Below are 26330 nucleotides of genomic sequence, written 5' to 3'. Positions count from 1 at the left end.
AGAATCGAGCCCCCCAGAGATGTTCGCGCGAGCGAATCGAGCCCCCTTCGAGGGGGCCACACATGCCCCCGCGGACAGCCAGCCGATCGGGAGCGAGCGAAGCGAGTGACCTGCGAAGTGCGAAGGCGCCTGTGGGGGTCTAAAACCAAATTTGGTAGCCCAGTAGGACCTCTAGCCAGGTTCCGAATGGGCGGGTCGTCTCGGGTTCGGCGGCCTGTGGATCGATCACGACTTCGCGAGGCGAGAAGATGTGATGCACCCCAGCGCCAATCGTCAGACCGTGACGATTGAGCACGGGCACGCCAATGCTGGCCCCGCCGCGCAACATGAAGTTACTCGTGCTGACCTGCTCGTCGTCGCTGACCTCGGCCGACTGCGGACGAAACAGGGTCGACAGCGCCACGCCAGCGCTGCCGCCAAACTGCAAAAACAGCGGTCCAAGCGGGATCTGCATCGAGGGCCCGGCGCTGAAGTCCGTGTCGGTCAGCAACGTGGTCCGCGTGATCGGGCTGCTCTCGTCGAAGCCCTCGTAGGACTTGCGCTGGCTGAACCGGGTGTGGCCCGCGTGGACCTCCACGCCAAACCGCGACCTGACCACGGCGGCGAAGTGGATGCGCAGCTGGGCGGCGAAGCCGTAGCCGAACGGCTGCATGATGTCGGTGCCGCCACCGAGCAAGGTCCCGAACCGACCCGAGGCCGCGATCGAGTAGACCGGGCGATTGAAGGGGCGGACGAGCACGTCGTTGTTGCGCTGCACCGCCGACTTGCGGGCCGCGGTCGCGCCGAAGGGCAGATCAGCGAGGTCGCGCTCGGGGTACTCGTACTCGGCGGGCGGGGGATAGCCCGGGCTTGGGCTTGGGCCTGGGCTCGGGGACGTCGTGGGCGAGGCCGGAGTGCCCCACGGTGATCCACCGGAGCCGCCGCGCGAGTTTGGCGGGATCGATGACGACGCGCCGGGCTGCTCGGGATCCGGGCTCAGCGCGGGCGGAGGTGCGTCAGGCGGGGGGGCATCGGGAGCGTCGGGGTCGACCGCGGCTGGCCCCTCGACCTTTGATGGCGGGGCGGCTGGGCCCTCAGCCTCGCCCGCGGGCACGGGCGCCGGGTCATCCGAGACCGGCGGCGCGGCGAGCAGCAGCACGAGCGTGAGTGGCTTCCACACGGCGCCGAACATAGCCCCCATTGTGGTCCACGGGTAGCATCCCGCGAGATGGCCGTGCGCATCGAGCTGCGTCGAGACGCGGGCCGGATCGATCCGGGTCGAAACCGATGGATCCGGGACCGACAGGTCGCGCGGGTGCTCGGGCCGCCAGATCCCATGGCGGTCGCCGAGCTCGTGGATCATCGCGGCCAGGTGTTGGCGCACGGCCTGTACTCGCCCGAGTCGCGGATCCTGCTGCGGGTGCTGAGTACGGGCCCCAAGCCACCCCCCGCGGACTGGCTCGAGCGGCGCTTGGCGGCGGCCTTCGCCGGGCGCGAGGGCCTGGGATTTTCGCACGCGTCGAACTTGGCAAGCCAGGTCACGACTGGATACCGCGAGGTCAACAGCGAGGGCGACGGCGTCCCGGGGTTGGTCGTCGATCGCTTTGGTGAGTGGCGCGTCGTGCAGATCACGACGGCGCCGATCGCTGCCCGTCGCCAGGCCATTCTCGCGTGGCTGAGCGAGCACGCGCCGCTGCCCGGGGGACAGATCCTGCTGATGGCCGACTCGGCGGCCGCGCGCGAAGGGTTCGCGGCCGGGCTCGAGATCCACGCGCGCGACGGGTTGGGCACCGGGCCCAGCGCGCTCGAGTGGCGCGAGCACGGCAGCGTGTTCACGGCCCCGTTCCGCGCCCCGAGCGGGCGCGCGGAGCCATCATCATCAGCCCCGGCGGTGCAAAAGACCGGCGCCTATCACGATCAACGCGACAACCGTCGGCGCTTCGCCGAGCTCGTGGCCGCCCGCTCGGTCGACACCCCGCGGGTGCTCGATCTCGGCTGCCACGTCGGCGGGTTCTCGATCGCGGTCGCGGCTGCGTGCCCGCGCGCGCGAGTGGTCGCCGTGGATCAGAGCGCGACCGTGCTCGAGCATCTGCGGCGCAACGCGATCGCCAACCAGGTATCGGATCAGATCCAGACCGTCGCCGCCGACATGTTTGGCGATCTCGCGCGGCTCGACGAACCGACGGTCGCGGGCCCGTTTCACGCCGTGATCTTCGATCCACCGAAGATCGCCAGCAGCAGGCGAGATCTCCCGCGGGCAGTCAAAGCAATGGCCCGCACGCTGTCCCGGGTGTTGCCGCGGCTCGCCAACGCCGGGGTCATTGCGGTGTGTTCGTGCAGTCACCACCTTGGCTGGGACGAGCTCGAACGTGCGGTGCTCGACGCGTCTGGCTCCATTCGAATGGCTCGCATCGCCCGCTGGGGGGCAGGATTCGACCATCCGATCGCCCCGGGCCACGACGAGGGCCAATACCTGCGCGTGGCCGTATACCAGCGCCGCTGATATAGTCTGCGCGGGAGATCTGCTGACTTGCACGAATCCAAACTCTGCACGCTCGCCCTGACCGTTGGTGTTTGCTTGGTCACCGGGTCACTCCCCGGCTTGGCGATCGCGGCCCCAGCCGAAGCGGAGGCCAAGCCCGAGATCGACACGGAGCAGCGGGCCATGAAGGCCTACGGCGACGGCAAGGCGGCCTATGACGCCGGCAACTACAGCGAGGCGCTGCAGCTGTTTCTCGACGCCCAGAGCCTCTACCCCTCGCCGGTGTTTCACTACAATGTTGGGCTTTGCCAAGAGGCGCTCGGCAACCTCGAGCAGGCCGTGATCTCCTATGAGGCCTACCTGCGCTCGTACATGAGCGCGTTCGATGAGCAGCCCGCGGACCAGGTCAACACCGAGAACAAGATCCAGCGCATCAACGAGCAGATCGAGCGCGAGAAGGCCAAGGCGGCCAAGGCGGCCAAGCCAGAAACGCAGCCGCCGGTCGTGATCGAAGCGCCGCTGTCCGAGCCCGAGCCCGAGCCCGATCGCAAACCGGGTCGCGGCCTGATCATCACGGGCGGCGTACTCACGGGCGTCGGGGTCGGCGTCGCTGCGATCGGGGGCGTGATCTTTGGCCTGCGCGCCAGCGACTCCTCCAGCCAGCTCGACAGCGTGTACAACGGGGGCAACCCCGAGCGGGTGACCCTCGAGCAAGCTCGCACGATCGACTCCAACGGCAACACGGCCCAGCTCAACCAGGTCTTGACGATCTCCGTGGGCGGCGCGGTCGCGCTCACGGGCGTCGCCTTGCTCGCGGTCGGCCTCGTCAAGAAGAACAAGGCCGCCGGTGCCCACGCCACGCTGGTCCCCAGCTTTGGGTCTGGCCACGCGGGCCTGCTCGTTCAAGGCCGCTTCTAAGGACAACCCCAAGATGCATCGCTCACTCGCTCTCGTGTTGCCTGCCACGCTCGCGCTTGGTGGCGTGGTCGCCTGCTACACCGCTGACTTCGACGAGACCCTGTCGGATGTCTACTACTGCCAGACCGACAGCGAGTGCGGCAAGACCCAGGTTTGCTCGCAGTTTCGTTGCGTCGACGACAGCGGCCCGCAGGTCCGCGTGACCGGGCCCGAGCCGCTGCAGAACCTGCAATTTGGGACCGACCTGCTCACGGTGAACTATGCCACCGAGGGTCTGAACATCACCGACAGCAACGCCCACACCGAGGGCGACGGCAAGCTGCTGGTCAGCATCGCGGGCACCGAGATCTCGACCACCTCGATCATCGCGCAGGGGGCCCAGCTCGACATCAGCTCGCTCGCGCCTGGGGCCCATCGGTTGCTGGTCCAGGCCGTCTACGGCGACGGCACGCCCTACACCAACCCCAGCGCGACCGGCTCTGCCGTGTTCTACCTCGAGGACGAGAACCCCATGCGGCCGCAAGCGGCGATCGTCTCGCCGCTGCCGGGCTACGTCCACGCGCTCGGTGAGCCGCTCGAGGTCACCGTCGCCGCGCGCAATTTCGCGTTTGTCGAGACCAGCGAAGACTGCCGCGTCGACGATCCATGCGATCCCTGGGGCCCCGACGCCGCCATGTGCCTTCCGGCCTGCGCGGTCGTGCCCCAAGGCCACGCGCACGTGTACATGCTGGCGGACTACCCGGCGTGTCTGGGCAACGCGATCACCTGCAACGGCGACTACGTGCTCAGCCTCCGGCCCGGTGAAAACGTTGACGTCAGCGGGACCACGGCGACCGCGACGATCCCCGCGAATCGGTTCACAGAGGCCGGCACGTTCACGTTCTCGGTTGGGCTCCAGTACAGCGATCACCTGCCGTATCCCAACCAGAGCGTGATCATCTACGATCAGATCACCGTCGAGGTGCAGTAGAAGCTGGTCATGACCCCACATGGACGCAGGAAATGCGCTCAGAGCCCCCTGCTAGAGCGCCGATCAGTTTGGAGTCGCGTCGTCAGGTGCGTCTGGGGCCGTTCCTGCCTAGGAGGGAGGCCGAAGCTGTATCCGGCATACTGCGAGCGCCGACCGACAACGGCAGGGGCGGTCCCAGATGTGCCTGGCGTCGTGAATTCAAACTGATTGGCGCTCTAGGGGGCCACACATGCCTTTGCGAACAAACGGCCCCGAGGAGCGAAGCGACCAGACGCGGCAGCGGCTGCAGTCGGCGAAGTCTAAGGTCTATGTGGGGGTCATGACTAGCATGGCCTACGCTGGGGGATTGCAGGCCACGTTGTACAGCGAGCCGCCCGTCATGTCCGAGTAGGTGTACGCGCCCACGAAGCCATCGATTGACTGGAAGCTGAGGTCGTCCGGGTCCACGCGGTAGGCCCGGCTCTGGTTGTCGGGGATCGCCCAGATGTAGCCGTCCACGTCGACGCTGATGCCCTTGGACTGGATCGTCTCGTTGGGAAACAGGACCTGGGGACCAAACGCCATCGACTCTGCGTCGAAGGCCTGAATGCCGCCGTTGATGCCGACCCACATGCGACCTTGCTTGTCCTCTGCGAGGCCAACCCCGGCGTTCATGATATTGCCGTTGATGCTCGTCCAGTTGTTGAGGTTGGGGTCCCACTTGCCGGGCACGCCGGTGCCACCCCAGATCTTGCCCTGGTGATCCACGGCGATCCCGTAGCCGTAGAACGACCCCATCTCGGAGTGGGTCAGCGTGTCAAAGTCGATGCGGAGCCCGCCGGGGCTGCCCTCGAACAGCCGCGTGAGCCAAAAGTCATTGTTGGCGTCGACGACCCCGCCGTACACGCCAAAGGTCGTGCACGGGTACATCAGCTCGATGGTGTCCTCGATCTCTCCGGTCTCGCCGTCGAGGCGGTGCACGTAGATGCGGTCGTCGCTGCAAAACGCCCCGCCGTTGCCACCGCGGCCTTCTGCCGTCCAGATCTTCTGCTCGCTCCACTCGCAGGTGGCCTCGTCCATCACGCCGGTTGTCCACGCGACCGGGCGCTGGCTCGCGGCTTGAGGAAAGTCGGTGTACCAGGCCACGCAGTCGTCTTGGCCCCACGGCTTGACGTCGTTGGGGCCGGTCGAGGTGTTGGGGCCCGCGCAGTCCTCGTCGCGCGCCCAGATCTTGATGATGCCGCCGCGGCGATTGGCGACCGCGACCGCCCGGCCATCCACGCTGACCGAGGTCCGCGACGGGCTGCCGTTGGCGTCGGCCTTGGTCAGGTACCGGCCCTCTTCGACCATGGTCCGGGTGTTGACCTTGCTGACGGTGCTCTGGCTGCTGTTGGCGATCCAGATGTAGCTGAACTCGGCCTCACCGCAGCACTCGCCAAAGTCGCCGTCGCCGGTGTCCTCAGGGACTACGTCGAAGATGGTTCCACTGTCGGCGTCGCCGTCACCCGCTGGATCGCCGTCGCCGTCGCCGTCACCGTCACCGTCACCCATGTTGGTGTCGCTGTTGGTGTTGCCATTGCTATTGCTGTTTGTGCCGTCGCCGGTCGTGCCGTCAGCGCTGGCGCTCTCGGCGTTGAAGGTCAGCCCGTCGCCGCTCGTGGCGTCGACCGAGCAGGCGCCAACACAGATCAACAACGACGCAGGTAGGATCCAGGGATTGCGTGTCAACATCATCATCATCGCCCCAACGCCGGATTCTTGCGCATTGCGGGTTCCCTGTCGACGACTTTTCCCGTCATGACCACCCGCATGCATCACTGGCGCCTGTTCTGGGATCGGCGAGCAATCCGACGAGCAGCCGCTCGCTAGCGGCGACGATCGTCTGCAGCTCGTCCACGAGCTGCACCTTGGCCCGAGTTTATCACCCCCTGGACACGCGCTGTTGGTACGAGCGCCGCGGTGTGGGGCGGGGCGGCTGCTGGCCGACAGCAGCCGCCCCCGCTCACGCGGCCGTTCAGGCCGCCGCCTTGTCCTTTTGTTTGTCAGCAGCCTCCAACCCAGGCTTGGGCGCGCTCATTGCCGCGACCAGCTCCTCGCGTTCGGACGGGTTCTCGCGCAGCCACGTGACCACGTTGTTGCGCCCCTGGCCAAGCCGCCGATCCCCCCACGAGAACCAGCTGCCAGCCTTGCTGATCACGCCGGCCTCCAAGCCGCGATCGAGGACCTCGGCCTCGCGGTCGATGCCGCGGCCAAACGCGATCTCGAACTCCGCCCGAGCAAAGGGCGGGGCGCACTTGTTCTTGACCACCTTCACCCGCGTGCGCGAGCCGATCGGTGTGTCGCCGTCTTTGAGCGTGGCGATCCGCCGGATGTCCAGGCGCACGCTCGCGTAGTACTTGAGCGCGTTGCCGCCGGTCGTGACCTCGGGGCTGCCGAAGGTCACCCCGATCTTGTGGCGCAGCTGGTTGATGAACACCATCAGCGTGTTGGTCTGGGCGGCGACGCCCGACAGCTTGCGCATCGCCTGGCTCATCAGCCGGGCCTGCAGACCGAGGTGGTGATCACCCATGTCACCCTCGAGCTCGGCCTTGGGGATCAGCGCGGCGACCGAGTCGACCACGATCAGCCCGACCGCGCCCGTGCGCGCCAGCGAGTCCGCGATCTCGAGCGCTTGCTCGCCGTGGTCGGGCTGGCTGACGAGCAGCTCGGTTGGATCCACCCCCAGGGCCTTGGCGTAGTGGATGTCGAGCGCATGCTCGGCGTCGATGAACGCACACACCAACCCGCGCCGCTGGGCTTCGGCGATCAGGTGCAGCGTGAGGGTGGTCTTGCCCGAGGACTCGGGCCCGTAGATCTCGACGATGCGCCCGAGCGGGAGCCCGCCGATCCCCAGCGCAGCGTCGAGGTTGAGCGAGCCAGTTGGGACCGCGTCGTAGCGCGGCTGATCACCTGGATCGCCGCCCAACGCCATGATCGCGCCCTTGCCAAAGCGCTCGCAGATCGACGCCACGGTGTTGCGAACCGTCTGCCGCAGCGGCGAGTCGTCGTCTGGTTTGGAGGTGAGAGAGGAGCTTGTGTTGGTTGGCTTGTTGCGTGCCATGACGCAGTGCCAAGAGCGAAGACCGAGCCAGATTTAAGTTTGATTGATCTTGCGTAGTTAGGGCGATCGGGGGTCGCGAGAGTGGCCCGCCCACGGGACAGCGTCCCGTGGGCGGGCCACCTTTGGGTGTCCCGATGTCCTGAAACTTCGACGTTGAACGAGACCCAGGGAGACCGGCGCACTGAAGGCCCCGGTACACCAGGGGATCCGAGATTTCGGGGGGCGGAATTGAGGCGCCTGATCACCCTTAGCGGGCACACGCCGTCATCGTCCTCCACAGCATCGGGCGTGTCGAGAAGCTAGAGCTACAAGATCCGCGACGCCATCGGCGGTGCTGGGATGGATGTTTTGGGCTCTCTGGCAGCGGCGATGCGGGTGCCGCTCAAGCGTCTGAAGGTACAAGTTCCACACGAGACGTGACCGTCAGGAGCTAGCCCACCACGCCAGACTTTAAGACGTCCGAACACCAAGGGATGGTGCCCGGCCGGCGTGCCGGTCTGCCAGGACCGACACGAGATCCTCTCAGGTTCGTGCACTGTACACCGCTGCCCTTGGCCAACCTCTGACTTTGGAGGGCCGCCGTCCGGCGCAACCTGTGCTCTCACCTTGGCCATGTACGAGCTGGGAGTCAATAAGGAGCGGCTATCGGTGACAATCGAGCGGTGCGAGCGGTGTGAGCACTCTGGGCTGCCGCGCCACCCGCTGGGCTCGAACGACCGGGATCCACGCCCGGCGGTGAGCGCGAGTTGCAGGTCGAGATACTGGAGCGCGCTGGTCGCCTCGCCCGGCAAGCAGACCAACGTCAAGCGCGAGAAGTAGAGCCATGCGGGCGTGACGATCATCTGCGGGTCGCGTGCAACCACTGCGGGGCTCGGGTGGTGACGCGCAACTCTGGCGCGATGTGGGGTCACGGGGCTGGCGGCGCGGAGTGCCCATGGTCAAACTGCTGGCTGGGCGGATGTGAAGGTGCCGCATGTGACAGATGTCCGCTCTGTGCAAAAACGGCTCCCAAGTGTGGGTAGATGGGCATACGAGCCAGTCGTTCAGGATGACAGAGCAGTGTTTGCACGGAACCTGCCCGCCTGGTTGTTGACCTGCACGCCACATCGGTGTCAAGATTATTGGGCACGAATGGAGATCTTATGAACGTCCGACGCGCCATCCACACCCTGTGGTTTATTGCGTGCCCATGCGAGGATGTCCCTGGAGACTGGGAGGCCCACTGCCTGGAGTTCGATCTTGTCGGGCAGGGGCAGTCCTTGGGCGAGGCCCTAGAACTCTGCATGGAGAGTGCAGAGATCCACGTACGGGAGTCGCTTCGCGATGCGCGCGATCCATATGCCACGCCGGCACCTGCGGAGTGCTGGAGTTTTCGAAACTCCATCTTGGACGCCGGAGAGAAACTGACCTCCGAGCAGTTCAGCAAACTCGTTGACAAAGACGCGTCGCGCCAAGACTTGATCCTGGCGCTTGAATGCGGCGTGGTTGTCGACATCGACTTCCACATTGTTGATGGACCCCCCTGCTCCGAGCCCGACATGTCTCGGACGCTTGTGTGGAAGAAGGCTGCGTGATCTGTGCCGGCCTCGTACCGGGAGATTACTGCCGCGCTTCTGGATCTCGGACTTGAGATCAAAGAGCGCGGCAGGCGGCGAGGCAAGGGGTCACACGCCGAGGTTCGGACAGCCGAAGGCAAGTTCGTCACTGTGCTCGGGCACCACAACCAGCACGACCAACTGAACAACTCATCGATCAAGTCACTGAGCCGGCGGCTTGCCGAGCATATCGATGGCCTTGATGCTGATGCGTGGGTGACCGAGGTGACCGGGCGCCCTTCAAAGACAAAAAAGAACGTCGCGGCTAAGTAGGCCGCGTGCTGCGCTCTCTGATCCACCGGGTGTCGAGCGTGACAGGTTGATCACCTTGGACGCTCGACGCATCGAGCCTGCGTCGCGGATGATCTGGGCGAGTAAAGTTGGCCTCCATGTGGTCCCAAGTGTCGAGTCGCGCAGTGTAGTGATCCTGATACCGGGTCGGTCTACTGCTCGAAGTGACCTGCACTCGCAAGTCGGATCGCCAGCGCCCCGAACCCAGCGAAGGCCGAACGAGCCATAGCGATCCCGGGCACCGCCGAGCAGCCGAGCCCGGCGAAGCCACCCGAAGACCAAGGTCCATGTAGGGGACATGGACGTCGACCCTACTCGAACAGCGGCCCGTCCTCGTTGAACTGCAGGTTCCACAGGATCCGCTCCCAGTCGCTGTTGATCCCGCTGCGATCCTGCCCGTACGGGTAGTCGACGTGGGCGATGAACACCACGTCGTCCTTCGGGAACATGAAGCGGCGGATCTCCTGGTCGGGGTAGCCGGTGTCGCTGTCGACCGTGTGCGCGACGACCTCGATGCCGCGGCGGCCGGGCTTGGACAGGTACTCGTCGAAGTAGTTGAGGCTGTCGACCTGGAACCCGGCTTGCTCGTACTGCAGCTTGTAGCTGGCGGTCGAGCGCTCGTTGATGATCATGTCGGACTTGTCGGTGACGAAGATCGTCAGGACCCGGCTGCCGCCCTCGTCCTCGTCCTCGTCGGAGTCCCAGTCGCTGTCCGAGCTGCTCTCTTCGAACGGGCTGGTGCAGCGAATCACCGGGATCCACTTGGCGTCGGGTCCCTCGGGCGAGTGCGAGGCCTCGACGCAGTCCTTGTAGACGTACAAGACATCCGGTGTGTAGAAGGTGATGTCGATCCCGGGGATCTTGATGATCTTTCCGTCCTTCTCGGTGGTCCCGGTGGTTGGCTTGTTGAGCCAACGGGCGCGCTCGGACTTCTTCTTGCTGCTGCCGCCGCTTTTGTCGCAGGCGGTCAGGCTGAGGCCGGCGGTGGCCATGAGAGCGATGAGCAGGATCGACGTGAATTTGGGCGTCTGCATGTCGGCGGGGGCCGTCGGGGCGGCGGGCGAACCTTAGCAAAGGTCGGGCGAAGCGGTAAATCCGCTGCGCTCCTTGGGCCGAGACCACCGCAAACGAGGCGCGAAACCAGCGTGCAGCCCGCACTTCTGGCTGGGCAGCGGTCTTCGGTGTTCACGCTGAAATCAACTGTGCGTGATCGTGTGGGCTGTCTCGCGTCGATGGCAAAGGTCATCGTCGCCCCAGCGTGCAAGCGCACACAAACGCCTGCACGGCTCACCTGAGCTGATCGCGGTCATCCGCGCGCCCCTGGCCCGGCGGTGATCTGGGGGCGGCCTTCGGCGGGCGGCGGACGCTCATCCGGCTATTCTGCGCTGCATGAGCGACACCACCGTGATCGTGACCGGCGCAAGCGCGGGCATTGGCTTGGCGATCGCCGAGCGCTTCGCCTCTCGCGGTCTTCGTGTCATCAGCTTGGCCCGGCGTCGCTGCCCGATCGACGTCGTCGAGAGCCTGCTGATCGACCTCGCCGGGACGGACGTCGTGCCAGAGCTGCTTCCAAAGTTGCTCCCCCTCCTGCCCAACAAGGCCGGCGTGATCCATGTGATCCACAACGCCGCCGCGCTGCCGCACGACGACGCGCTCGACGTCGAGGGCTCCGTGCTCGAGCGGACCTTGCGGCTCAACGTGGTGACGCCTTCGCTGCTCAACGCGGCGATCATTCCGGTCATGGCGCACGGGTCGTCGATCATCTTCGTGGGCTCGACGCTGTCAGAGAAGGGCGTGCCAGGCCGGCTGAGCTACGTGACCGGCAAGCACGCGATGCTTGGGCTGATGCGCGCGACGGTTCAGGATCTGTGGGGTCGGGGGATCAACACCTTGTGCGTGGCGCCGGGCTTCGTCGACACCGGGATGCTGCGGCCCGTGTTGGATCACGATCCCATGTTCGAGCGCGAGGTGCTGGACATGGTGTCGTATGGGCGGCTGATCGAACCCGAGGAGATCGCGGAGATCGTCGAGTTCGCCACGCGCACGCCCGCGCTCAATGGGGCGCTGGTCAGCGCGAACTTGGGGCAGCGGCAGAACTGACGCGTGTTAGCTTGGTGCGATGCCAAGCTCGCCGCGGATCTGCGCTGTGGTTCTCTCGTGTGGGCTTGTCGCCTGCGGCGACGCAACGGGGGTCGTCAACGAGACCACCGCGAGCGAGACCAATGAAGCGACGACGTTGGCGGACGGGTCCGATGATTCGTCCGGCGAGTCGGGTGTGGACGAGCAGGGCAGCGAGTCCGGCGACACCGAAGACACGGAAGACACCGAAGACACCGAAGACACCGAAGACACGACCAGCGGCGGGGAATGTCAGGGCTTCGAGTCCAACCTGCCGCTGATCATCATCGACACCAACGGCCAGGAAATCCCCGACGCGTTCAAGATCTCCGGCGAGCTGCAGGTGCTCGACAACGGCGAGGGGCAGCTCAATTGCGAGGACGACGCGCCCGCGTTCGTCGGCCCGATCGGGATCGAGACCCGCGGCTCGACCTCGCAGATGTACCCAAAGAAGAGCTTTGGCGTCGAGACCCGCGACGCGCTGGGCCAGGACATGGACGTGTCGATCTTGGGGATGCCGCCCGAGAGCGACTGGGTGCTCTACGCGCCCTACCCAGACAAGACCATGATCCGCAACGCGCTCACCTTTGATCTGCACACCAAGATGGGCCACTACTCGTCGCGCACCCGCCACGTCGAGGTTGTGCTCAACGGCGAGTATTGGGGGGTGTACGTGTGGATGGAGCGGATCAAGCGGGGCCGGGGTCGGGTCGTGATCAGCGATCTCGACGCCGACGACGTCGCCGATGACGCGGTCACGGGCGGCTACATCCTCAAGGTCGACAAGCTGACCGGCATGGTCGGCGCGAGCTGGACTTCGCCGTACTCCAACGAAGTCACGCTGCAGGTCCACTACCCCAAGGACGGCAAGATCGTGCCCGCGCAGGCTCAGTACATTCAAGCCGCGGTGACCTCGTTTGAAGACACGTTGGCTGGGCCCAGCTTTGCGGATCCGCAATTTGGCTACCCCGCCAAGATCGACGTTGGCTCGTTCATTGACTTCATGATTCTGCAGGAGCTGGGCCGCACGATTGACGGCTACCGCTCGAGCTCGTTCTTCTACAAGGACCGCGACAGCGTGGACGGCAAGTTCGTCGCCGGTCCAATGTGGGACTTCAACCTGTCCTACGGCAACGCCGACTATTGCCTGGCGTTCTCGACGACCGGGTACCAGTACAACTTTGACGACGTGTGTGGCGACGTCTTCGAGGTCGAGATCCCGTTTTGGTGGCAGCGATTGCTCGAGGATCCAAGCTTCGAGAGCGCGCTGCGCTGCCGGTGGGAGAGCCTGCGCGAAGACCTGCTCTCGGATCAGGCGATCGCGGCCTTCGTCGACGCGAAGGTGGCCGAGATCGGCGACGCGCAGGTCCGCAACTTCGAGCGCTGGCCGATCCTCGGCGAGTATGTGCCGTGGAACCCCTACGTCTGGGACACCTACGAAGAGGAGGTCGACTACCTGCTCATGTGGATCAGCGAGCGCGCCGCGTGGCTCGACGACAACCTTGGCGGCGCGTGCTAGGAGCCCGTGGTGGAACCCCTCGCGCCGCCTCGCTTGGCCTTTTCGCCGAGGGCAGTGTCGCCGAAACTTGCAGTACGCCCGGTACAGCTGCGTTTCGGCTCCTCGCCCTCGCCGAAAATTCCGGCGCGAGGCGACACGATGGGTTCCACCACGGGCTCCTAGAGCAGCTCTGCCGCGGTCCCGGCTGCGGCGCGCACGACCTTGGTCGCAAACGTCAGATCAATCGTCTCGAAGGTGTCCGGCTGCCCCTCGCAGTGATAGGTATCCGTGCGAAAGTCCGCGGTATCCGAGAAGAACACGCAAGGCACATTGTGCCGCCAGAAGTTGGCGTGATCGGAGCGGTGTAGGTCCGCGAGCATCGGCTCATTGATGAGCTTCGCGGGGAGCTCGACGACCAGGTCCGGCAGCTGCAGTCGCGTGGTGTGGGCATGCAGCAGCCCGACCGCCTCGTGGGCGCCGTCGTCGGCCAGGATCGCAATGAAGTCGGCACGAAACTCGCGCTCGGCGACCGAGGCGATCTGCTTGGCAAACATCACCTCGACGCCAGGCGGGAGCCGCTGGCTGTTGGGCGTGCTGTCGGCGAACGCGATCCCATCAAAGTTGATGTACAGCGAGATCTCGCGGCTGTCCGCGATCGCAGCGTCGACCCAGGCGCGCGAGCCAAACAGGCCAGCCTCTTCTTGGTCCCAGCAGGCCACGGTGATCGAGCGCTCCCACTCGTGGGCACCCAGCACCCGCGCGAGCTCCAGCACGGCGGCGGTGCCCGAGGCGTTGTCGTCGGCGCCAGGGCAGTCTTCGATGTGATCATAGTGGGCGCCGATCACCAGCTCGGGCAGCGAGGAATTCTTGCCCCCCTTGCGACCGACGACGCTGACGCCCGCGCCGTCGACCTCGAACCGGGTCGCAACGAACCCGGCCGCGTTGAACACCTCGAGGCAGCGATCTTGAACGACCTGCCAGTGCGGTGACCCAGGCGGGCGCGGTTCGGCGATCAGGCGAAGATCAGCGGCGTAGCGGTCAGCGTCGACCTCGTCGGCGATCGTGGCCGCGGCCTCGCTGACCACCGGTTCGGGCTCGGGCTCGGGCTCGGGCTCGGGCTTCGGCTTGGCCTCGGCGGCGGCCTTGGGCTCGGCGACGGGCTCGGCCTCACTTTGACAGGCGCTGGTGCACACGAGCGTGGGCACCAGCGCAAACGCGATCAACGGTAAGCGCACGTCCGTAGCATCGCACGAACGCGGGCCGGTCGGGCGTCATTGTTCGTCGGTCGACGCCGTGCACTCGGCGATCCCCAGCTGGGCCTGCAGCGCACAGTTGTACTCGGTCAGCACCGCGCTAGCGGCCTCGCCTGCGGCGACGTCGTCGTCGACGACCGCGGTGATCCAGGCCGCCCAGCTGCCGCGATAGCTGTCTGGATCAAAGCCGTCGAGCTCGACCATGAACGGCTCGACCAGCTTGCTGTAGGTCGCGCCTTCGTTCGCGCCCGTGTGGCCCTCGGGCGTGGCCATGAGGCCCTCGACGCTCGGCAGCGCGAGGTCCGTGTACCTGCGGGTGCGCTTGACGAACGCGATGTTCATCTGCCGGAGCACGTCGTCGGCGTCGATCTGGGCCGGATCACCGAGCAGCGCGTCCTCGATGATCGCAATGCCGGGCGTGTTCTTGGTGGCCATGCGATCTTCGATCAACTGAAACGCACCATAGGCTTGACGCGCGTACCAGGCAGCCGTCGCGGGGTCGCCCTCACCCGCGGCGTCGGCCGACCACTGCATGATCAACCGGTGCGCCAGGGCGTAGGTGGTCTTTTCGACGATCTGCTTGGCCGGGGGCACCACCCAATCGTCGATCGCCCAGGGCTCGGCGCCCTCGATCCCGCTGTGGCCCCACGCGAACCCGTGATCAATGTCGGCCTCGATCGTATCGCCGGCCAGCCCCACGCCGTCGGCCAGCTGCGCGAGCGGACGCAGGTTGCCATCCCAGTAGCACCACGCCGCGTCCCAGCGGCCGTAGAGCAGGGCGGGATCATTCGCGGGGTCGGGCAGCGTCGCGGCCACGTCGCTGATCTCGTGGCGGATGTACTGCTGCATGACCAGGTAGATCCGCCACTCGATGTCCAACAGATCGAGCTCGGTGCCCTCGAGCGCACTGAGGATCATCGCGTCGTCGATCAGCACCCCGGCGTCGACGCGACCGGTGACGGCCCCAGCGAGCCGCACGAATTCTTGCAGGCCCGTTCCCACGTAGGCGGCCTCGATCGCCTGCGGATCCGGAGCGCCGCTTTGGTTCTCGGCGGCGATCATCGCCAGGTTGACCGTCGCCGCTTCGCACAAGGTGTTGGGCGTGTCGCCAAGCCCAGGCTTGTCGCCGTCGCCGTCGCCGTCGCCGTCGCCGGGATCACCGTCACCGTCGCCCGAGTCACCATCGCCATCGCCATCGCCGTCGCCGTCGCCGTCGCCGTCGCCGGGTGTCCCGGTCTCGGCGGCGTCGTCGCCGAGGTCCTGCATGGCGTCGTCCGTGCACCCAATCAGCGCGATCGGGGCGACGAGAAACATGGTTGTGCGCAGTTGGCGGAGCGTTGTGTGGAGCTTAGGTAGGATGGTCATGAGCTGAAAATTGGTGGCAGAGGCGCCCTCGGGGGCGTTGACGGACACTAATGAAAACGGTTTTCAATTGCAAGAATGAGGCAGGTGAGAGTCCGCTCATCACGAGAAAGCCCGTCTTTTTTGGCCTTGACGACCACCCCGGTTGGCGACCAAGCTTCGAGCAAATGAAAGCGACTTTCATTTGCGAGGCCCTTGCGATCACCGTGGCCATGCTGGCCGCGCCCGCTTGCGTCGCCCTCGAGCTGCCCGGTTCAGGTCAGGACGAAGACAGCGAGAGCGGCGACGACGGGTGTGACCCGGAGGGCGACCCCTGCGATCCAACCCACGCGCTGTCCGGCGAGCTGATCTTGTTCGTCAACGCCCGGCTCTCGGACGACGCGTTTCAGACTCACCTGCCGCTTGACGAAGAGGGCACGTACATCGGCAACGCGATGTACCTCTACGATCCGGTCCGCGAGTGCGAGGACGGTGGCAACGCGTGCCGCCTGACCAAGCTTGGCCACCTGCGCCTCGACGCGCAGCTTGGCGAGGTGTCGGTGGCAGACAAGAGCTTGCGCAAGTTTGTCGTCCGCGATCTCGCGTGGCACCCCCAGCAGGGTCTGTGGGCGGCGAGCTTCGACTCGCTCAACGACGAGTGGTCGATCTCGGGGCTCGAGGTCCCAGACTGGGGTCGGACCGACAACTTGATCGGCGTCGAGCGCTGGGTGATCCCGCCGGGTCCGGCCGAGAGCCCTAGCACCGATCCCTGCTATTGGTTCGAGGCCGTCAGCGGGCTGGGCTTCGCGGGCGACGAGCTGCTGCTTGGGGTCCGCGGCGCCGGCAGCAAGGGCTTGGTCACCGATGGCTCGCTGTTGCGGGTCAACCTGAGCGTGCTCGAGCAGGGCCACTGCGTACATCCAAGCGACATCAGTCAAGATCCGCACTACTACGCCTGCGACGTGGTCTGTGAGCAGTGGTGCAGCTTTGGCCAGAAGCTTGGGGTCGCCGGTGATGTGATCGAAGACCTCGAGGGTGTCGGCGCCTCGGCGTGGTTGCGCAGCGAAGACGAGACCGTGATGGCGCTTGGCCACAACGAGCTGAGCTCGTGCGTTGCGCCTGCGCCCGGTGAGGTCGCGACGGCCGAGCCCGACAACGTGTTCATTGACGACGTCGTGCGCGGCGACGAGATCGAGGGCCTCGCGCGGGTCGGCGGCCAACTCTACGGGCTGTCGGTGTTCGGCAAGGTCTACGCGATCGACGAGGTCACGCGGGTGGTCACGCAGATCGATGATCTCGAGGGCCTGTTCCCCGATGATGGTCTGCGGCTTCGCGGCGCGACCGAGATCGTGGTCCCGGCGACCCGATAGCTCGCGCGATGCTGGTCTCGATTGTCTGGTTGGCGTTGGCTGGGCCGCCGGCTGAGCCGCCGGCGAGCTCCGACGTGGACACCGAGCTCGCCCCAGGCGAGTTCGTGCCCGTCGAGATCGTCGCGCCGCCCGAGCAGCCAAAGCCGGAGCCGGAGCCGGAGCCCGCGCCGGAGCCCGCGCCCGAGGTCCCCGCGCCCGAGCTCGAGGATGCTCCGATCGACGACGACATCCCGGACGACGAGAACCTCGAGGAGGAGCAAGAGGACGTCCGCGAGATCATCGTTGACGCCAGCGCGCTCGGCAAAGCCAACGCCTTCGACGTGTTCAACCACGCGGGCGGTCGCACGGTCGTTGACAAGCAAGAGATGGTCGAGCGCGGCGCGACCAACGTTGGCGAGGCGCTGGATCGCAAGCCGGGCGTGCGCTCGGTCGAGGGCAATTCCGGGCTCGGCAGCCAGGACACCAAGCTGCAGGTGGCGGTGCGCGGGGTCAACCCACGCCTGAGCGCGCGCGCGACCGTGCTGCTCGATGAGATCCCGATCGCGCCCGCGCCCTACGGCCAGCCGCAGCTGAGCTTGTTCCCGCTGTCGCTGTTCTCGATCGCCGACATCGACGTGGTCCGCGGTGGCGCGACGGCTCGCTATGGTCCGCAGACCTCGGGCGGCGTGTTCAACCTGATCTCCAACCCGATCCCCAAGCACCCGAGCATCGCCGTGTTCGCGCAGGGGGACTCGAACGCCGATTTTTCGCTGGGTGGGGCCTACGGGGCCACGCACGGCCGGTTTGGCATGTACCTCGAGTACGCGCCCCGGGCCGGTAGCAGCTGGCGTGAGCACAGCGACAAGCTGGTCCACGGCGGGATCGCCAAGTTTGCGTGGCAGTTCAACCCCAGGGTCCGGCTCGAGTCGATCAGCCACGGCTACTTTGAAGCCAGCGAGCTGCCCGGCGGGCTGTCGCGCGCGGCCTACAACGAAGATCCGTTTCAGAGCCGCCGACCCTTCGACGAATTCCGCGGGATGCGAGTTGGGACCGCGCTCAAGTTCAACGCGCAGCTGGGCGAGCGGCAGGACCTGAAGATCTCGACCTGGTACAACCGCAGCTATCGCAGCAGCACGATCGCCAACAACGCGGGGGACGCCCGCTCGTTGATCGAAGAGATCGTGATTCGCCCGCGCACCTATGACGTGATGGGCGTCGAGCCGCGGTGGACGATGCGGTTTGACTCGGAGAAGCACGACTTCTCGCATCAGCTCTCGATCGGCGCCCGCGCGGCGTTCGAGATCGCGGCGATGCAGACCTATACCGCCAGGCCCCAGGACTCGCTGTTGGTCACCGACGGCCAGGCGCCGCTGACCAGCGACGACGACGCGCGCACGGCCGCCTACGCGAGCTACATCAACGAGAAGCTGATCTTTCTAGAGGGGGATCTGGCGATCGATCTGGGCGTGCGCCTGGAGTACATCAAGCTCTCGCGCCGCGCCAACCTCGAGGAGTTTGTCGTAGAGCGCAATTATTGGGCGCCGCTTCCGGCGGCCTCGGTGTGGTGGGCACCGATCGACGAGTTCGCGCTGTTTGCTGCCTACGGCCGCTCGTTTGGCCCACCCCAGTATTTGCAGGTGATCGTCGTGGGTGTGGAAGACCAGCTGCAGCCCGAGACCTCCAACAGCGTCGAGCTGGGCCTCAAGGCGCTCGAGCTCGGCGGCGTCTACGGCGAGGTGACTGGGTGGTACAAGGAATTCACCAATTTCATCGACGTTGGCGAAGAGAGCTTTGACAACATTCGCAAGATCCACATCTGGGGGATCGAGAGCGAGCTGTCGTGGTACCCCGGCGAGGTGTGGGAGCGCCTGGGTGACATCGAGTACTATGTTGGCTACGGCTGGACCGACAGCTATGTGCTGGGCTTGACCTACACCGGTAACAAGATGCCGTGGTACCCAGAGCACGAGCTGTGGGCGGGCGCGAGCTACGGGTTTGACTTTGGCCTGAAGTTTGGCGCCGACCTCAGCTACTACGGCAAGCAATACACCGATTACGAGAACCGCGAGCAAGAAGACCAAGACACGGCCGCGTATGGGCCGATCCCCAACTATGCCACGATCAACGTTTGGGCCAGCATGCAGACGCCGCTGCCGCAGGGCTGGCGGCTGGAGTTTACCGGGGGTATCAAGAACGTTGGCGATGCCCGCTACTTCTCACGCACCGACGATCGCAACGCTGGGATCTTGGTTGGGCGCCCGCGCACGTACTATTTCAACGTTGGGTTTGCGCATGACTTCTTGCCCAAGCACATGCGCGCGACCCGTCGCACGCGCGCGGCCGACAAGCGGGTGGCGGGTCGCACGGGACACCACGCCCGCCCCGACGCCCAGCTACCGCTGTAGCCGTTCGCCCTCGCCGAGCGCATTTTGGGGCCGCGGGCTTGGCCCGGCAAGAGCCTGGCGAGCAGCGCGAGCTCGTCTTGCGTCCAAGGGTCTTGGGTCTGTAGCAATGGGTCGGCGGCTGGGGACTTGGTGTTTCCCACTCGAAACAAGTCGCGGTTTGGCGCGCGCCCAGCCGTGCGGCTGGGGATCTGGGGGCACGCTGGGTGGATCACCCCTCACATCTAATTGACCCTCGATGCAGATTGATAACTACCGATCCCGCGGACACGCTAGGGTGCGCATATTCGCTCTGGCGGGATTCAGGGGCGAGCCCGCGGTGGCAGCCGCACTGCGGCGATTTGAGGCCAGCTGACCCAGTGCCGCAGATTGTCACCGGTGACGAAATACGACGCAATCGCCATACTCCATGTTGGCGCATGGACACGTGAATCGTGAAAATGCACATAGACAGCGGTGCGCGAAACCCCAATCATCGTAGCCATGACCAAGAAAATTCAGCTGTCTTCTGCGCTCGCCCTGGGTTTGAGCGCATGTCTTACTTTGGCGTGCTCCGACGACACGCCAGCCGGCGACGGGTCGACGACGGAAACCGAAACTGGAGACGGCGACGGCGATGGCGACACCGCCACCGAAACCAGCGACTCCAACACTGGGGACGGCGATGGCGACGGAGATGGAGATGGCGACGGCGATCCGGCGACCACGGGAGACGGCGATGGGGATGGGGATGGCGACGGCGACGGCGACGGCGACGGCGATGGGGATGGGGATGGCGACGGAGATGGGGACGGCGATGGCGACGGCGATGGCGATGGGGATCTGTGCGGCGACGGCATGGTGACCGGCGACGAGGTCTGCGACGACGGCATCAACGACGGCTCCTACAACGGCTGCACCGACGACTGCCTCGCGCTGGGTCCCAATTGTGGCGACGGTGAGATCAACGGACCCGAGACCTGCGACGACCTCAACGACGACTCGGCCGACGGCTGCCTGGCCAGCTGCATCATCCCCAACAGCTGCCTCGACATTCACGACTATGACGATCAGCTCATGGACGGCACCTACATGATCGCGCCCGATGGCTACGACGGCGACGCGTTCGATGTCCACTGCGACATGGTGACCGACGGCGGCGGCTACACCTTCTTGAAGGCCGACGCAGGCGGGCCGGTGTTCGCGGTCGGGGCCGAGGCCTACTGCGCGGCGCGGGGCATGCAGCTGTGGATCCCCCGCAGCGAGCAACACCTGCTCTCGGGCTGGTCGATCTCCAACAACGGTATGATCGGCGAGGCCAACGCCAACTTCATGCGGATCCTGGGCATCTACCCGAACCAGCAAGGGGCCACCTGCTCGCAGCAGCCGATGAACTCCAACAACCAAAACTGCGGCTGGGGAGCCAGCGACGGCGAGGCCTGGTGGGTCCACGAGCGCGACGACATCACCGAGCCCAACGGCGACAACTCGGTGACCGGGTCGATGTACTACGCCTTCAACCAGGACGGCACGATCCAGTGGCACAACGACGTCTCCGGCAACGGCTACGACAGCGACCGGTTCATGTGTGACGTCGGCGACAAGCTGCCGTAACGACGGTCGTTGACTCCCATGAGACCCCCACGGTGTCGCCTGACGTCGCTGTGGGGGTCTGAGATTACCGCCGCCGCCGCTCGAGCGCGCGCAGTCCAAGCAGTCCGAACAGCCCGAACAGCCCGAACATGGCGAACCCAAGCGGTGCACCGCGCGGCTGCTCGCCGGTCACCGAGCAGCTCTCGCTCGCGAGGTAGTCGACGGTATCGTCGCCCCCGCCCGCGCTGCCGTGGGTCTCGCTGGCGCCCGTGTCACCTTCACCGCCTTGGTCGGGGACGCAGGTGTGGGTCGCGTCGCAGACCAGGCCGGGATCACACCCGCCGCCGTCGGTGCACGGGCAGTTCTCCCCGCCCACCCAGCACTCACCAGCGTCGGCTTCACCGTCACCGTCGCCGTCGCCAGGACCACCCTGCGGATCCAAGCCAATCACCACGCGCGCGCCCGGGTACACGTCGACATCAACCGGCTCGAGGGTGTCGAAGTAGGTCGCCCCGCCCATCACGTCCACGCTGTGCGGCCCAGGGCCCACGTCGACGAAGCTGAAGTAGCCGGTCGCGTCGGTCACGACCTGCGCGCCGCCGTCGAGCACCACGGTGACCCCGGCCGCGCCCATGCTCGCGTCGTCACACGTCGCGCTGAAGTGCCCCGCGAACATGTAGCCCTGGGTGTCGAGGTCGATGAACCCCGCGCACGGGCCATCCACCGCGTCGTAGTCCAGGCGCCGATGCCCGACCAGCTCACCCGACGCGTGCAGGTACTCGAACTGCGTGCCCGCGGCGACGAAGCACTTGTCGGTGTCGCTCAGGTCGTCCGAGGCCTCGAGGGTCTTCTTGATCCACGTGTCGCTGGTCGCGGTCAGCGTACAAGTCTTGCCGCGGTCGACGACCCACCCCTCGAGCTCGCCCTCGCTGACCAGGTCGGTGATCAGCGCCATGTACAGATCCCAATTCCAGTGAATCCCGGGGTCGGTGTGGCTTTGGTTGGGCAGCTCGGAGTGCGCAACGATGCGCTCGCGGGTCAGCGGGATCTGGTACTCGTCGGCGAGCCAGCGGGCCAGCTGCGCGGAGCTGCGATAGGTCTGCCACGTGTACCAAGCTGGCTCGTCGATGAAGCCCTCGTGCTCGATCCCGATCGAGACGGCGTTGGAATTGCCGACGTGCCAGGCCCGGTCCGAGAGGTACACCATCTGGGTGATCTCACCGTCGTCGCTCTGCATGCAAAAGTGGGCCGAGACGTTGGCGGCGGGGTTCTGGAACCAGCCGATCGATCCCGCGTAGTAGCCCTGCATGGTGTGCACGACGATGTAGTCGTGAGACACGAGGCCGCCCGCCGTGTAGTTTGAAGGGTCGGCGGGGATGAACGCGACGGCCAGCGGATACTCGGCCGGGGCCTCGGATGGGATCGGCGTGAGCCCCTCTGGCAGCGTTGGCAGGTTATAGGGGTCCGGGCGCGCGTGGTCGTCGTGCGGCTCGTGGGTGTCGACCGCGTTGGGCCCAGCGGCGAGCCCCGTGACCGCCGCGATCGACAACGGCGCGATCAGCAAGAGCATGAGGTGTTTGATCTGCACCGACGCCATGTGTCCAGTTTAGGGATGTACTCCGATGTGTGACAACTCTTTTGTGGGTCGTCGGCGTGCTGGTGCGAAATCGCTCACCACGTGTGCGGCGCCGGGCGGCGCCAGCTGTGGCTGCAGAGCTACACTGCGTGGGTGCCGAGCTACTTCGCCTACGGCTCGAACATGTCGCGGTCTCGGCTCGAGCAACGCGTTGGCGCGGTGCATCTGCACGGGGCCGCTCGGCTGCACGCGCATCGCCACCGGTTCTCGAAGCTCGGCCAGGATGGCACCGGCAAGGGCAACGTCGAGCCGCACGAAGGCTCGGTCGTGTGGGGTGTGGTCTATGAACTCGCGGATGATCAATTCGCCCGCTTGACCGAATTCGAGTTTGGGTATCGACACGCGGTCCTCGCCGTCGCGCTCGCCGAGTCTGGCCGGTCGGTCAGCGCGTCGAGCTTCGTCGCGCTGAACATCGTTGAAGCCCTCGAGCCAAGCACCGAGTACATCGAGCACTATCGTATCGGTATGGCTGAGCACGGAATACCCAAGCAATACCGCCAGCGCCTGCTCGGTCGTTTCGCGCCGCGCCGCCCAACCTGAAGACACAGCCTTGTCTAACCAGTTGGATGGGTGTAGCCAGTCCTCGTGGCGGGTAATGGCGACGCAGGGACGAGCGACGGGACCGAGCGCCCGCCGCACGCCAATCTGTCGCTGCTGTCGCTCGACGACGAGACCATCGCGGCGACCTCGGATGGGGCGGGGCTCGGGGCCGAGCGGCTCGAAGACGAGATGCCCGAGCGCATCGGTCGCTACCTGGTCCTGCACGAGCTGGGCGCGGGGGCGATGGGGGTTGTGTACGCCGCCTACGATCCCGACTTGGATCGCAAGCTCGCGCTCAAGCTGCTCCACGACGACGAGCACTCGGGCGGTCGCACGATTCGCCTGCTCCGCGAGGCCCAGGCGCTCGCTCGGGTCTCGCACTCCAACGTCATTCAGGTCTACGACGTCGGCACCTTCGAGGAGCGGGTCTACATTGCGATGGAGTTCATCGACGGCATCTCGCTGGCCGACTGGCTCGCGGTCGAGAAGCGCTCCACGCAGACGATCGTCTCGGTGTTCGTCAAGGCCGGCCACGGGCTCGCAGCCGCCCACGACAAGGGCTTGGTGCACCGCGACTTCAAGCCCGACAACGTGCTCGTGGCCCGCGATGGTCGCGTTGTGGTGCTCGACTTTGGCATCGCCCACGCGGTCGCCAAGGTCGAGCGCGACGAAGACAAAGACCCGATGATCCGCAGTCGCGTCGTTGAGCACTCGGCGGCGTTCAGCCTCGCGTCACTGACCAAAGACGGCGTGTCTCGGGATGGTCTGTCTCGCGACGGCTCATCTGTCGACGGCTTCGACCGGCTCAGGGGCCTCGAGCGCGAAGACGAGCGGTCCGGGGTGTCGTCGCGGACCACGGACGGCAGCGTGATCACCCGGGCGCTCGACGCCGAGGTCACGCGGGTCGGCGCGCTGATCGGGACCCCGGCCTACATGGCGCCCGAACAGCTCGAGGGCCGCGCAACCGACGAGCGCAGCGATCAATTCTCGTTTTGTGTCGCGCTGTGGCAGGCGATCCACGGTCAGCGTCCATTCACGGGCGAATCACCGCTGGCGCTGTGGCAGTCCATGCGCAACGAGGGACTGCGCCCGCCCTCGAGTGCCCGCATTCCTGGTGGTATTCAGCGCGCGCTCAATCGCGGTCTGTCGGTCGAGCCCGACGACCGCTTCGCCGACATGCGGGGCCTGCTGGCGATCCTCGAGCGGGATCCGGTGGCGATCCGCAAGCGGATCGGCGTGGCGGCGCTGACGGTTGGCGCGCTGAGCCTGGCGATCTGGGGGGCCGTCGACAAACCCCAGGTCGAGCCGGTCTGCGCTGGCGCAGAGCAGCGCTTGGTTGGGTCGTGGGACGCCGAGCGCCGCGCGGCGCTCGAGCAGGCGTTCACCAATTTGGGGACCCCGCTGGCGGGCCAGGCGTTGCCGGCGGTGCTCGCCAGCCTCGACGACTACGCCGCGCAGTGGCAGGCGATGTACACCGACGCGTGCCAGGCAACCCACGTGCGCGGCGAGCAGTCCTCGGAGCTGTTGGATCTGCGCATGGCCTGCCTCGAAGATCGCAAGCTCGGGCTCGACGCGCTCGTCGAGGTCCTGCTCGAGCCCGACGCGACCGTGGTCGAGAACAGCTACATCGCGGTCACCAAGCTGCGCCCCATCGAGACCTGCGCCAACCAAGCGGTGCTTCGCGCTCGGGTCCCGCCGCCGCAGGGCCCGGCCGCAGCCGAGCGGGTCGAGCACATTGGCCGGGAGCTCTCGCGGGCCCGGGCCCGGCGTGACGCTGGCGACTACGAGCGGGCGCTGGCGATCGCCCGCGAGGCCCAGTCGGGGGCGGCGCTGAGCGAGTACGCGCCGATCCAGGCGGCCGCGCTGATCGAGATTGGCAAGGGCTTGATCGACGCAGGCAGCTTTGAAGAGGCCGAGGCCAGCCTGCGCGAGGGCTTTTATCTGGCGCTCTCGTCCGGCGACGACGAAGCGTCGGCGGACGCGGCGACGGCGTTGGTGAAGGTGACCGGCGACCGCCGCCAAGATTTTGTGGCTGCGCACAACTGGGTCGGGATCGCCGACGCGATCCTGGATCGCCACGACGACCAACAGTCGCGGGCCCGCGTTGAGCTGCAGTACATCGTTGGCATCGTGCGCTGGCGGCAGGGCGAGCTCGAGCGCTCGCGGACCGAGCTCGAGGCCGCGCTGGGGTTGGCGTTGGCGCTGGGCGACGACGAGCGCCTGCTCGAGGCTTCGGTCCGCAAGGGGCTTGGCTCGACGCTGTGGGGGCTTGGCAAGCACGACGAGGCGGCCGCGCAATTCCAGCTCGTCGTCGACACGCTCGGCCGCGAGCTTGGGCCGGCCCACCCCGACGTTGGCTCGGCGCTCAACAACCTCGCGAGCGCGCACTTCAGCCAGGGCAAGCTGGATCTCGCCGAGCAGGAATTCCTGCGCACGCTCGGGGTCTACGAGCTCAGCTACAAGACCATCGCGGCGGACGGGACCGAGGTCGTGGATCACCCCAGCCTCGCCAACACGCTCAACAACCTCGCGGTCGTCTACACCAAGCGCGGCAAGCTCGAGCAGGCCCGTGACACCCACATCCGGGTCCTGGGCATCCACGAGCGAACGCTGGGGCCCGAGCACCCGGAGCTGGCCAACTCGTGGAGCAACCTCGGGCGGGTGCTGCGGCAGCTCCACGACCTCGAGGGCGCGGCCGACTACTACCAGCGCGCGTACGAGCGCCGGACCAAGGCGCTGGGGCCCGAACACAGCGACACCATGACCTCGCTGGCCGGGCTCGCGCTCACGCAGATCGACCTGGGTCAGCACGAGCAGGGCTTGGCCAGCTTCGAGATCGTGCTCGAGACCCAGCGACGGGTGCTCGGCGAAGATCACCCGACCGTCGCCGAGCTCGAGCATGAGCTGGGCGTCGCGTTGGTCGGGATCGGTCAGCACCGCCAGGCTCAGGCGTTGTTGCGCAAGTCGTTGGCGACCCGCGAGCGGATCCTGGCGCCGGATCATCGTGACATCGCCGCCAGCTTGGCCGCGTACGCCCACGCGCTGGTCGCCAGCCACGAGTACGCCGAGGCCAAGCAGCTGCTGGATCGGTTTCGCGCCATGGAAGACGCTTCGTCGCCAGCGCTGTTCGACCGCGCGCAGGTCCGCTTGGATCTCGCGCAGGTATTGGTAGCGACCGGTCAGCGCGCGCAGGCGATCGAATTGGCGCGCGCCGGCGCGGCGCTGCTCGCCGACGCCGAGGGGCCAAACGCGAAGCAGCTGCGGCGTGAGCTTCAGCGCTGGGTCGACGCGAATTCGGGGGAATGAT

At 66.4% G+C, this 26330-nt stretch carries 19 protein-coding genes; 12 read left to right on the top strand and 7 right to left on the bottom strand.

Annotated features, from left to right (window positions below; genetic code table 11):
- Positions 1 to 139 precede the first annotated feature (139 nt).
- Positions 140 to 1159, bottom strand: coding sequence for a hypothetical protein (locus DB30_RS08110; protein WP_146658277.1), 1020 nt, complete (start codon positions 1157 to 1159; stop codon positions 140 to 142).
- 48 nt (positions 1160 to 1207) lie between these two features.
- Between DB30_RS08110 and DB30_RS08105 the strand changes: the two genes are divergently transcribed.
- Genes DB30_RS08105 through DB30_RS08095 form a run of 3 tightly spaced genes read left to right on the top strand, consistent with a single transcriptional unit; the run spans position 1208 to position 4349 of the window.
- Complete coding sequence (locus DB30_RS08105) at positions 1208 to 2482, top strand: class I SAM-dependent rRNA methyltransferase (protein ID WP_052547493.1); 1275 nt, start codon at positions 1208 to 1210, stop codon at positions 2480 to 2482.
- Positions 2483 to 2509: 27 nt separating this feature from the next.
- Positions 2510 to 3379 carry a tetratricopeptide repeat protein gene (locus DB30_RS08100; RefSeq protein WP_146658276.1) on the top strand — a complete coding sequence of 290 codons (870 nt, stop codon included), beginning with the start codon at positions 2510 to 2512 and terminating at the stop codon, positions 3377 to 3379.
- Positions 3380 to 3392: 13 nt separating this feature from the next.
- Positions 3393 to 4349, top strand: coding sequence for a hypothetical protein (locus DB30_RS08095; protein WP_146658275.1), 957 nt, complete (start codon positions 3393 to 3395; stop codon positions 4347 to 4349).
- A 333-nt stretch (positions 4350 to 4682) separates the two neighbouring features.
- On the opposite strand, the gene DB30_RS08090 is transcribed toward DB30_RS08095, so the two are convergent.
- Both DB30_RS08090 and recA read right to left on the bottom strand, forming a co-directional pair.
- Complete coding sequence (locus DB30_RS08090; RefSeq protein ID WP_146658274.1) at positions 4683 to 6056, bottom strand: NHL repeat-containing protein; 1374 nt, start codon at positions 6054 to 6056, stop codon at positions 4683 to 4685.
- A gap of 286 nt (positions 6057 to 6342) precedes the next feature.
- The gene (gene recA / locus DB30_RS08085) at positions 6343 to 7428 is read right to left on the bottom strand and encodes a recombinase RecA (protein ID WP_052547488.1); all 1086 of its coding nucleotides are present in this window, start codon (positions 7426 to 7428) and stop codon (positions 6343 to 6345) included.
- A gap of 1142 nt (positions 7429 to 8570) precedes the next feature.
- Between recA and DB30_RS08080 the strand changes: the two genes are divergently transcribed.
- Positions 8571 to 9002 carry a hypothetical protein gene (locus DB30_RS08080; RefSeq protein ID WP_052547484.1) on the top strand — a complete coding sequence of 144 codons (432 nt, stop codon included), beginning with the start codon at positions 8571 to 8573 and terminating at the stop codon, positions 9000 to 9002.
- A 3-nt stretch (positions 9003 to 9005) separates the two neighbouring features.
- Positions 9006 to 9296 carry a hypothetical protein gene (locus DB30_RS08075; RefSeq protein WP_052547482.1) on the top strand — a complete coding sequence of 97 codons (291 nt, stop codon included), beginning with the start codon at positions 9006 to 9008 and terminating at the stop codon, positions 9294 to 9296.
- 329 nt (positions 9297 to 9625) lie between these two features.
- Here the strand turns inward: DB30_RS08075 and DB30_RS08070 are convergent, their stop codons facing one another.
- On the bottom strand, positions 9626 to 10348 hold the full coding sequence (locus tag DB30_RS08070) for a hypothetical protein (RefSeq protein WP_052547481.1): 723 nt from the start codon (positions 10346 to 10348) through the stop codon (positions 9626 to 9628).
- A gap of 355 nt (positions 10349 to 10703) precedes the next feature.
- On the opposite strand from DB30_RS08070, the gene DB30_RS08065 reads away from it, so the two are divergent.
- Both DB30_RS08065 and DB30_RS08060 read left to right on the top strand, forming a co-directional pair.
- Positions 10704 to 11414: an SDR family NAD(P)-dependent oxidoreductase gene (locus tag DB30_RS08065; RefSeq protein ID WP_052547479.1), complete on the top strand. Its 711-nt coding sequence runs from the start codon at positions 10704 to 10706 to the stop codon at positions 11412 to 11414.
- A gap of 19 nt (positions 11415 to 11433) precedes the next feature.
- Positions 11434 to 12951: a CotH kinase family protein gene (locus DB30_RS08060; RefSeq protein WP_146658272.1), complete on the top strand. Its 1518-nt coding sequence runs from the start codon at positions 11434 to 11436 to the stop codon at positions 12949 to 12951.
- 158 nt (positions 12952 to 13109) lie between these two features.
- Here the strand turns inward: DB30_RS08060 and DB30_RS08055 are convergent, their stop codons facing one another.
- A complete protein-coding gene (locus DB30_RS08055) occupies positions 13110 to 14165 on the bottom strand; it encodes a M28 family metallopeptidase (protein WP_146658271.1) in 1056 nt (351 codons plus the stop codon).
- A gap of 36 nt (positions 14166 to 14201) precedes the next feature.
- Positions 14202 to 15497, bottom strand: a complete 1296-nt coding sequence (locus DB30_RS08050) for a hypothetical protein (protein WP_052547474.1) — start codon at positions 15495 to 15497, stop codon at positions 14202 to 14204.
- 215 nt (positions 15498 to 15712) lie between these two features.
- Here DB30_RS08050 and DB30_RS08045 point away from each other — a divergent pair, with 215 nt between their 5' ends.
- The 3 genes from DB30_RS08045 to DB30_RS08030 all read left to right on the top strand — a co-directional run bounded on the left by DB30_RS08045 (position 15713) and on the right by DB30_RS08030 (position 20868).
- Positions 15713 to 16894 (top strand): hypothetical protein, encoded by a 1182-nt coding sequence (locus DB30_RS08045; protein ID WP_052547472.1) that lies wholly within the window; start codon positions 15713 to 15715, stop codon positions 16892 to 16894.
- Between the two features lie 8 nt (positions 16895 to 16902).
- Entirely contained in the window at positions 16903 to 19278 is a 2376-nt protein-coding gene (locus tag DB30_RS08040; protein WP_052547470.1) for a TonB-dependent receptor family protein, read from the top strand.
- 480 nt (positions 19279 to 19758) lie between these two features.
- Positions 19759 to 20868, top strand: a complete 1110-nt coding sequence (locus DB30_RS08030; RefSeq protein WP_205632937.1) for a fibrinogen-like YCDxxxxGGGW domain-containing protein — start codon at positions 19759 to 19761, stop codon at positions 20866 to 20868.
- A 64-nt stretch (positions 20869 to 20932) separates the two neighbouring features.
- Here DB30_RS08030 and DB30_RS08025 read toward each other — a convergent pair whose 3' ends face one another.
- Positions 20933 to 22444, bottom strand: coding sequence for an N-acetylmuramoyl-L-alanine amidase (locus DB30_RS08025; RefSeq protein ID WP_052547467.1), 1512 nt, complete (start codon positions 22442 to 22444; stop codon positions 20933 to 20935).
- Positions 22445 to 22576: 132 nt separating this feature from the next.
- Between DB30_RS08025 and DB30_RS08020 the strand changes: the two genes are divergently transcribed.
- Together DB30_RS08020 and DB30_RS08015 are read left to right on the top strand one after the other, a co-directional pair.
- Positions 22577 to 23023 carry a gamma-glutamylcyclotransferase family protein gene (locus DB30_RS08020; RefSeq protein WP_146658269.1) on the top strand — a complete coding sequence of 149 codons (447 nt, stop codon included), beginning with the start codon at positions 22577 to 22579 and terminating at the stop codon, positions 23021 to 23023.
- A 45-nt stretch (positions 23024 to 23068) separates the two neighbouring features.
- Positions 23069 to 26329, top strand: coding sequence for a serine/threonine-protein kinase (locus DB30_RS08015; RefSeq protein WP_052547463.1), 3261 nt, complete (start codon positions 23069 to 23071; stop codon positions 26327 to 26329).
- Position 26330 lies beyond the last annotated feature (1 nt).

The organism is Enhygromyxa salina (assembly GCF_000737335.2).
GTDB lineage: Bacteria > Myxococcota_A > Polyangia > Nannocystales > Nannocystaceae > Plesiocystis > Plesiocystis salina_C.
This window is presented reverse-complemented; position numbering and strand designations above follow the sequence as displayed.

What these genes read in the sequence shown, in the direction of transcription:
- DB30_RS08060 (WP_146658272.1), top strand. Translation starts at nt 11,434, where the DNA reads ATGCCAAGCTCGCCGCGGATCTGCGCTGTGGTTCTCTCGTGTGGGCTT.
- DB30_RS08025 (WP_052547467.1), bottom strand. Translation starts at nt 22,444, where the DNA reads ATGGCGTCGGTGCAGATCAAACACCTCATGCTCTTGCTGATCGCGCCG.
- DB30_RS08030 (WP_205632937.1), top strand. Translation starts at nt 19,759, where the DNA reads ATGACCAAGAAAATTCAGCTGTCTTCTGCGCTCGCCCTGGGTTTGAGC.
- DB30_RS08065 (WP_052547479.1), top strand. Translation starts at nt 10,704, where the DNA reads ATGAGCGACACCACCGTGATCGTGACCGGCGCAAGCGCGGGCATTGGC.
- DB30_RS08105 (WP_052547493.1), top strand. Translation starts at nt 1,208, where the DNA reads ATGGCCGTGCGCATCGAGCTGCGTCGAGACGCGGGCCGGATCGATCCG.
- DB30_RS08070 (WP_052547481.1), bottom strand. Translation starts at nt 10,348, where the DNA reads ATGCAGACGCCCAAATTCACGTCGATCCTGCTCATCGCTCTCATGGCC.
- DB30_RS08080 (WP_052547484.1), top strand. Translation starts at nt 8,571, where the DNA reads ATGAACGTCCGACGCGCCATCCACACCCTGTGGTTTATTGCGTGCCCA.
- DB30_RS08045 (WP_052547472.1), top strand. Translation starts at nt 15,713, where the DNA reads ATGAAAGCGACTTTCATTTGCGAGGCCCTTGCGATCACCGTGGCCATG.
- DB30_RS08095 (WP_146658275.1), top strand. Translation starts at nt 3,393, where the DNA reads ATGCATCGCTCACTCGCTCTCGTGTTGCCTGCCACGCTCGCGCTTGGT.
- DB30_RS08050 (WP_052547474.1), bottom strand. Translation starts at nt 15,497, where the DNA reads ATGTTTCTCGTCGCCCCGATCGCGCTGATTGGGTGCACGGACGACGCC.
- DB30_RS08040 (WP_052547470.1), top strand. Translation starts at nt 16,903, where the DNA reads ATGCTGGTCTCGATTGTCTGGTTGGCGTTGGCTGGGCCGCCGGCTGAG.
- recA (WP_052547488.1), bottom strand. Translation starts at nt 7,428, where the DNA reads ATGGCACGCAACAAGCCAACCAACACAAGCTCCTCTCTCACCTCCAAA.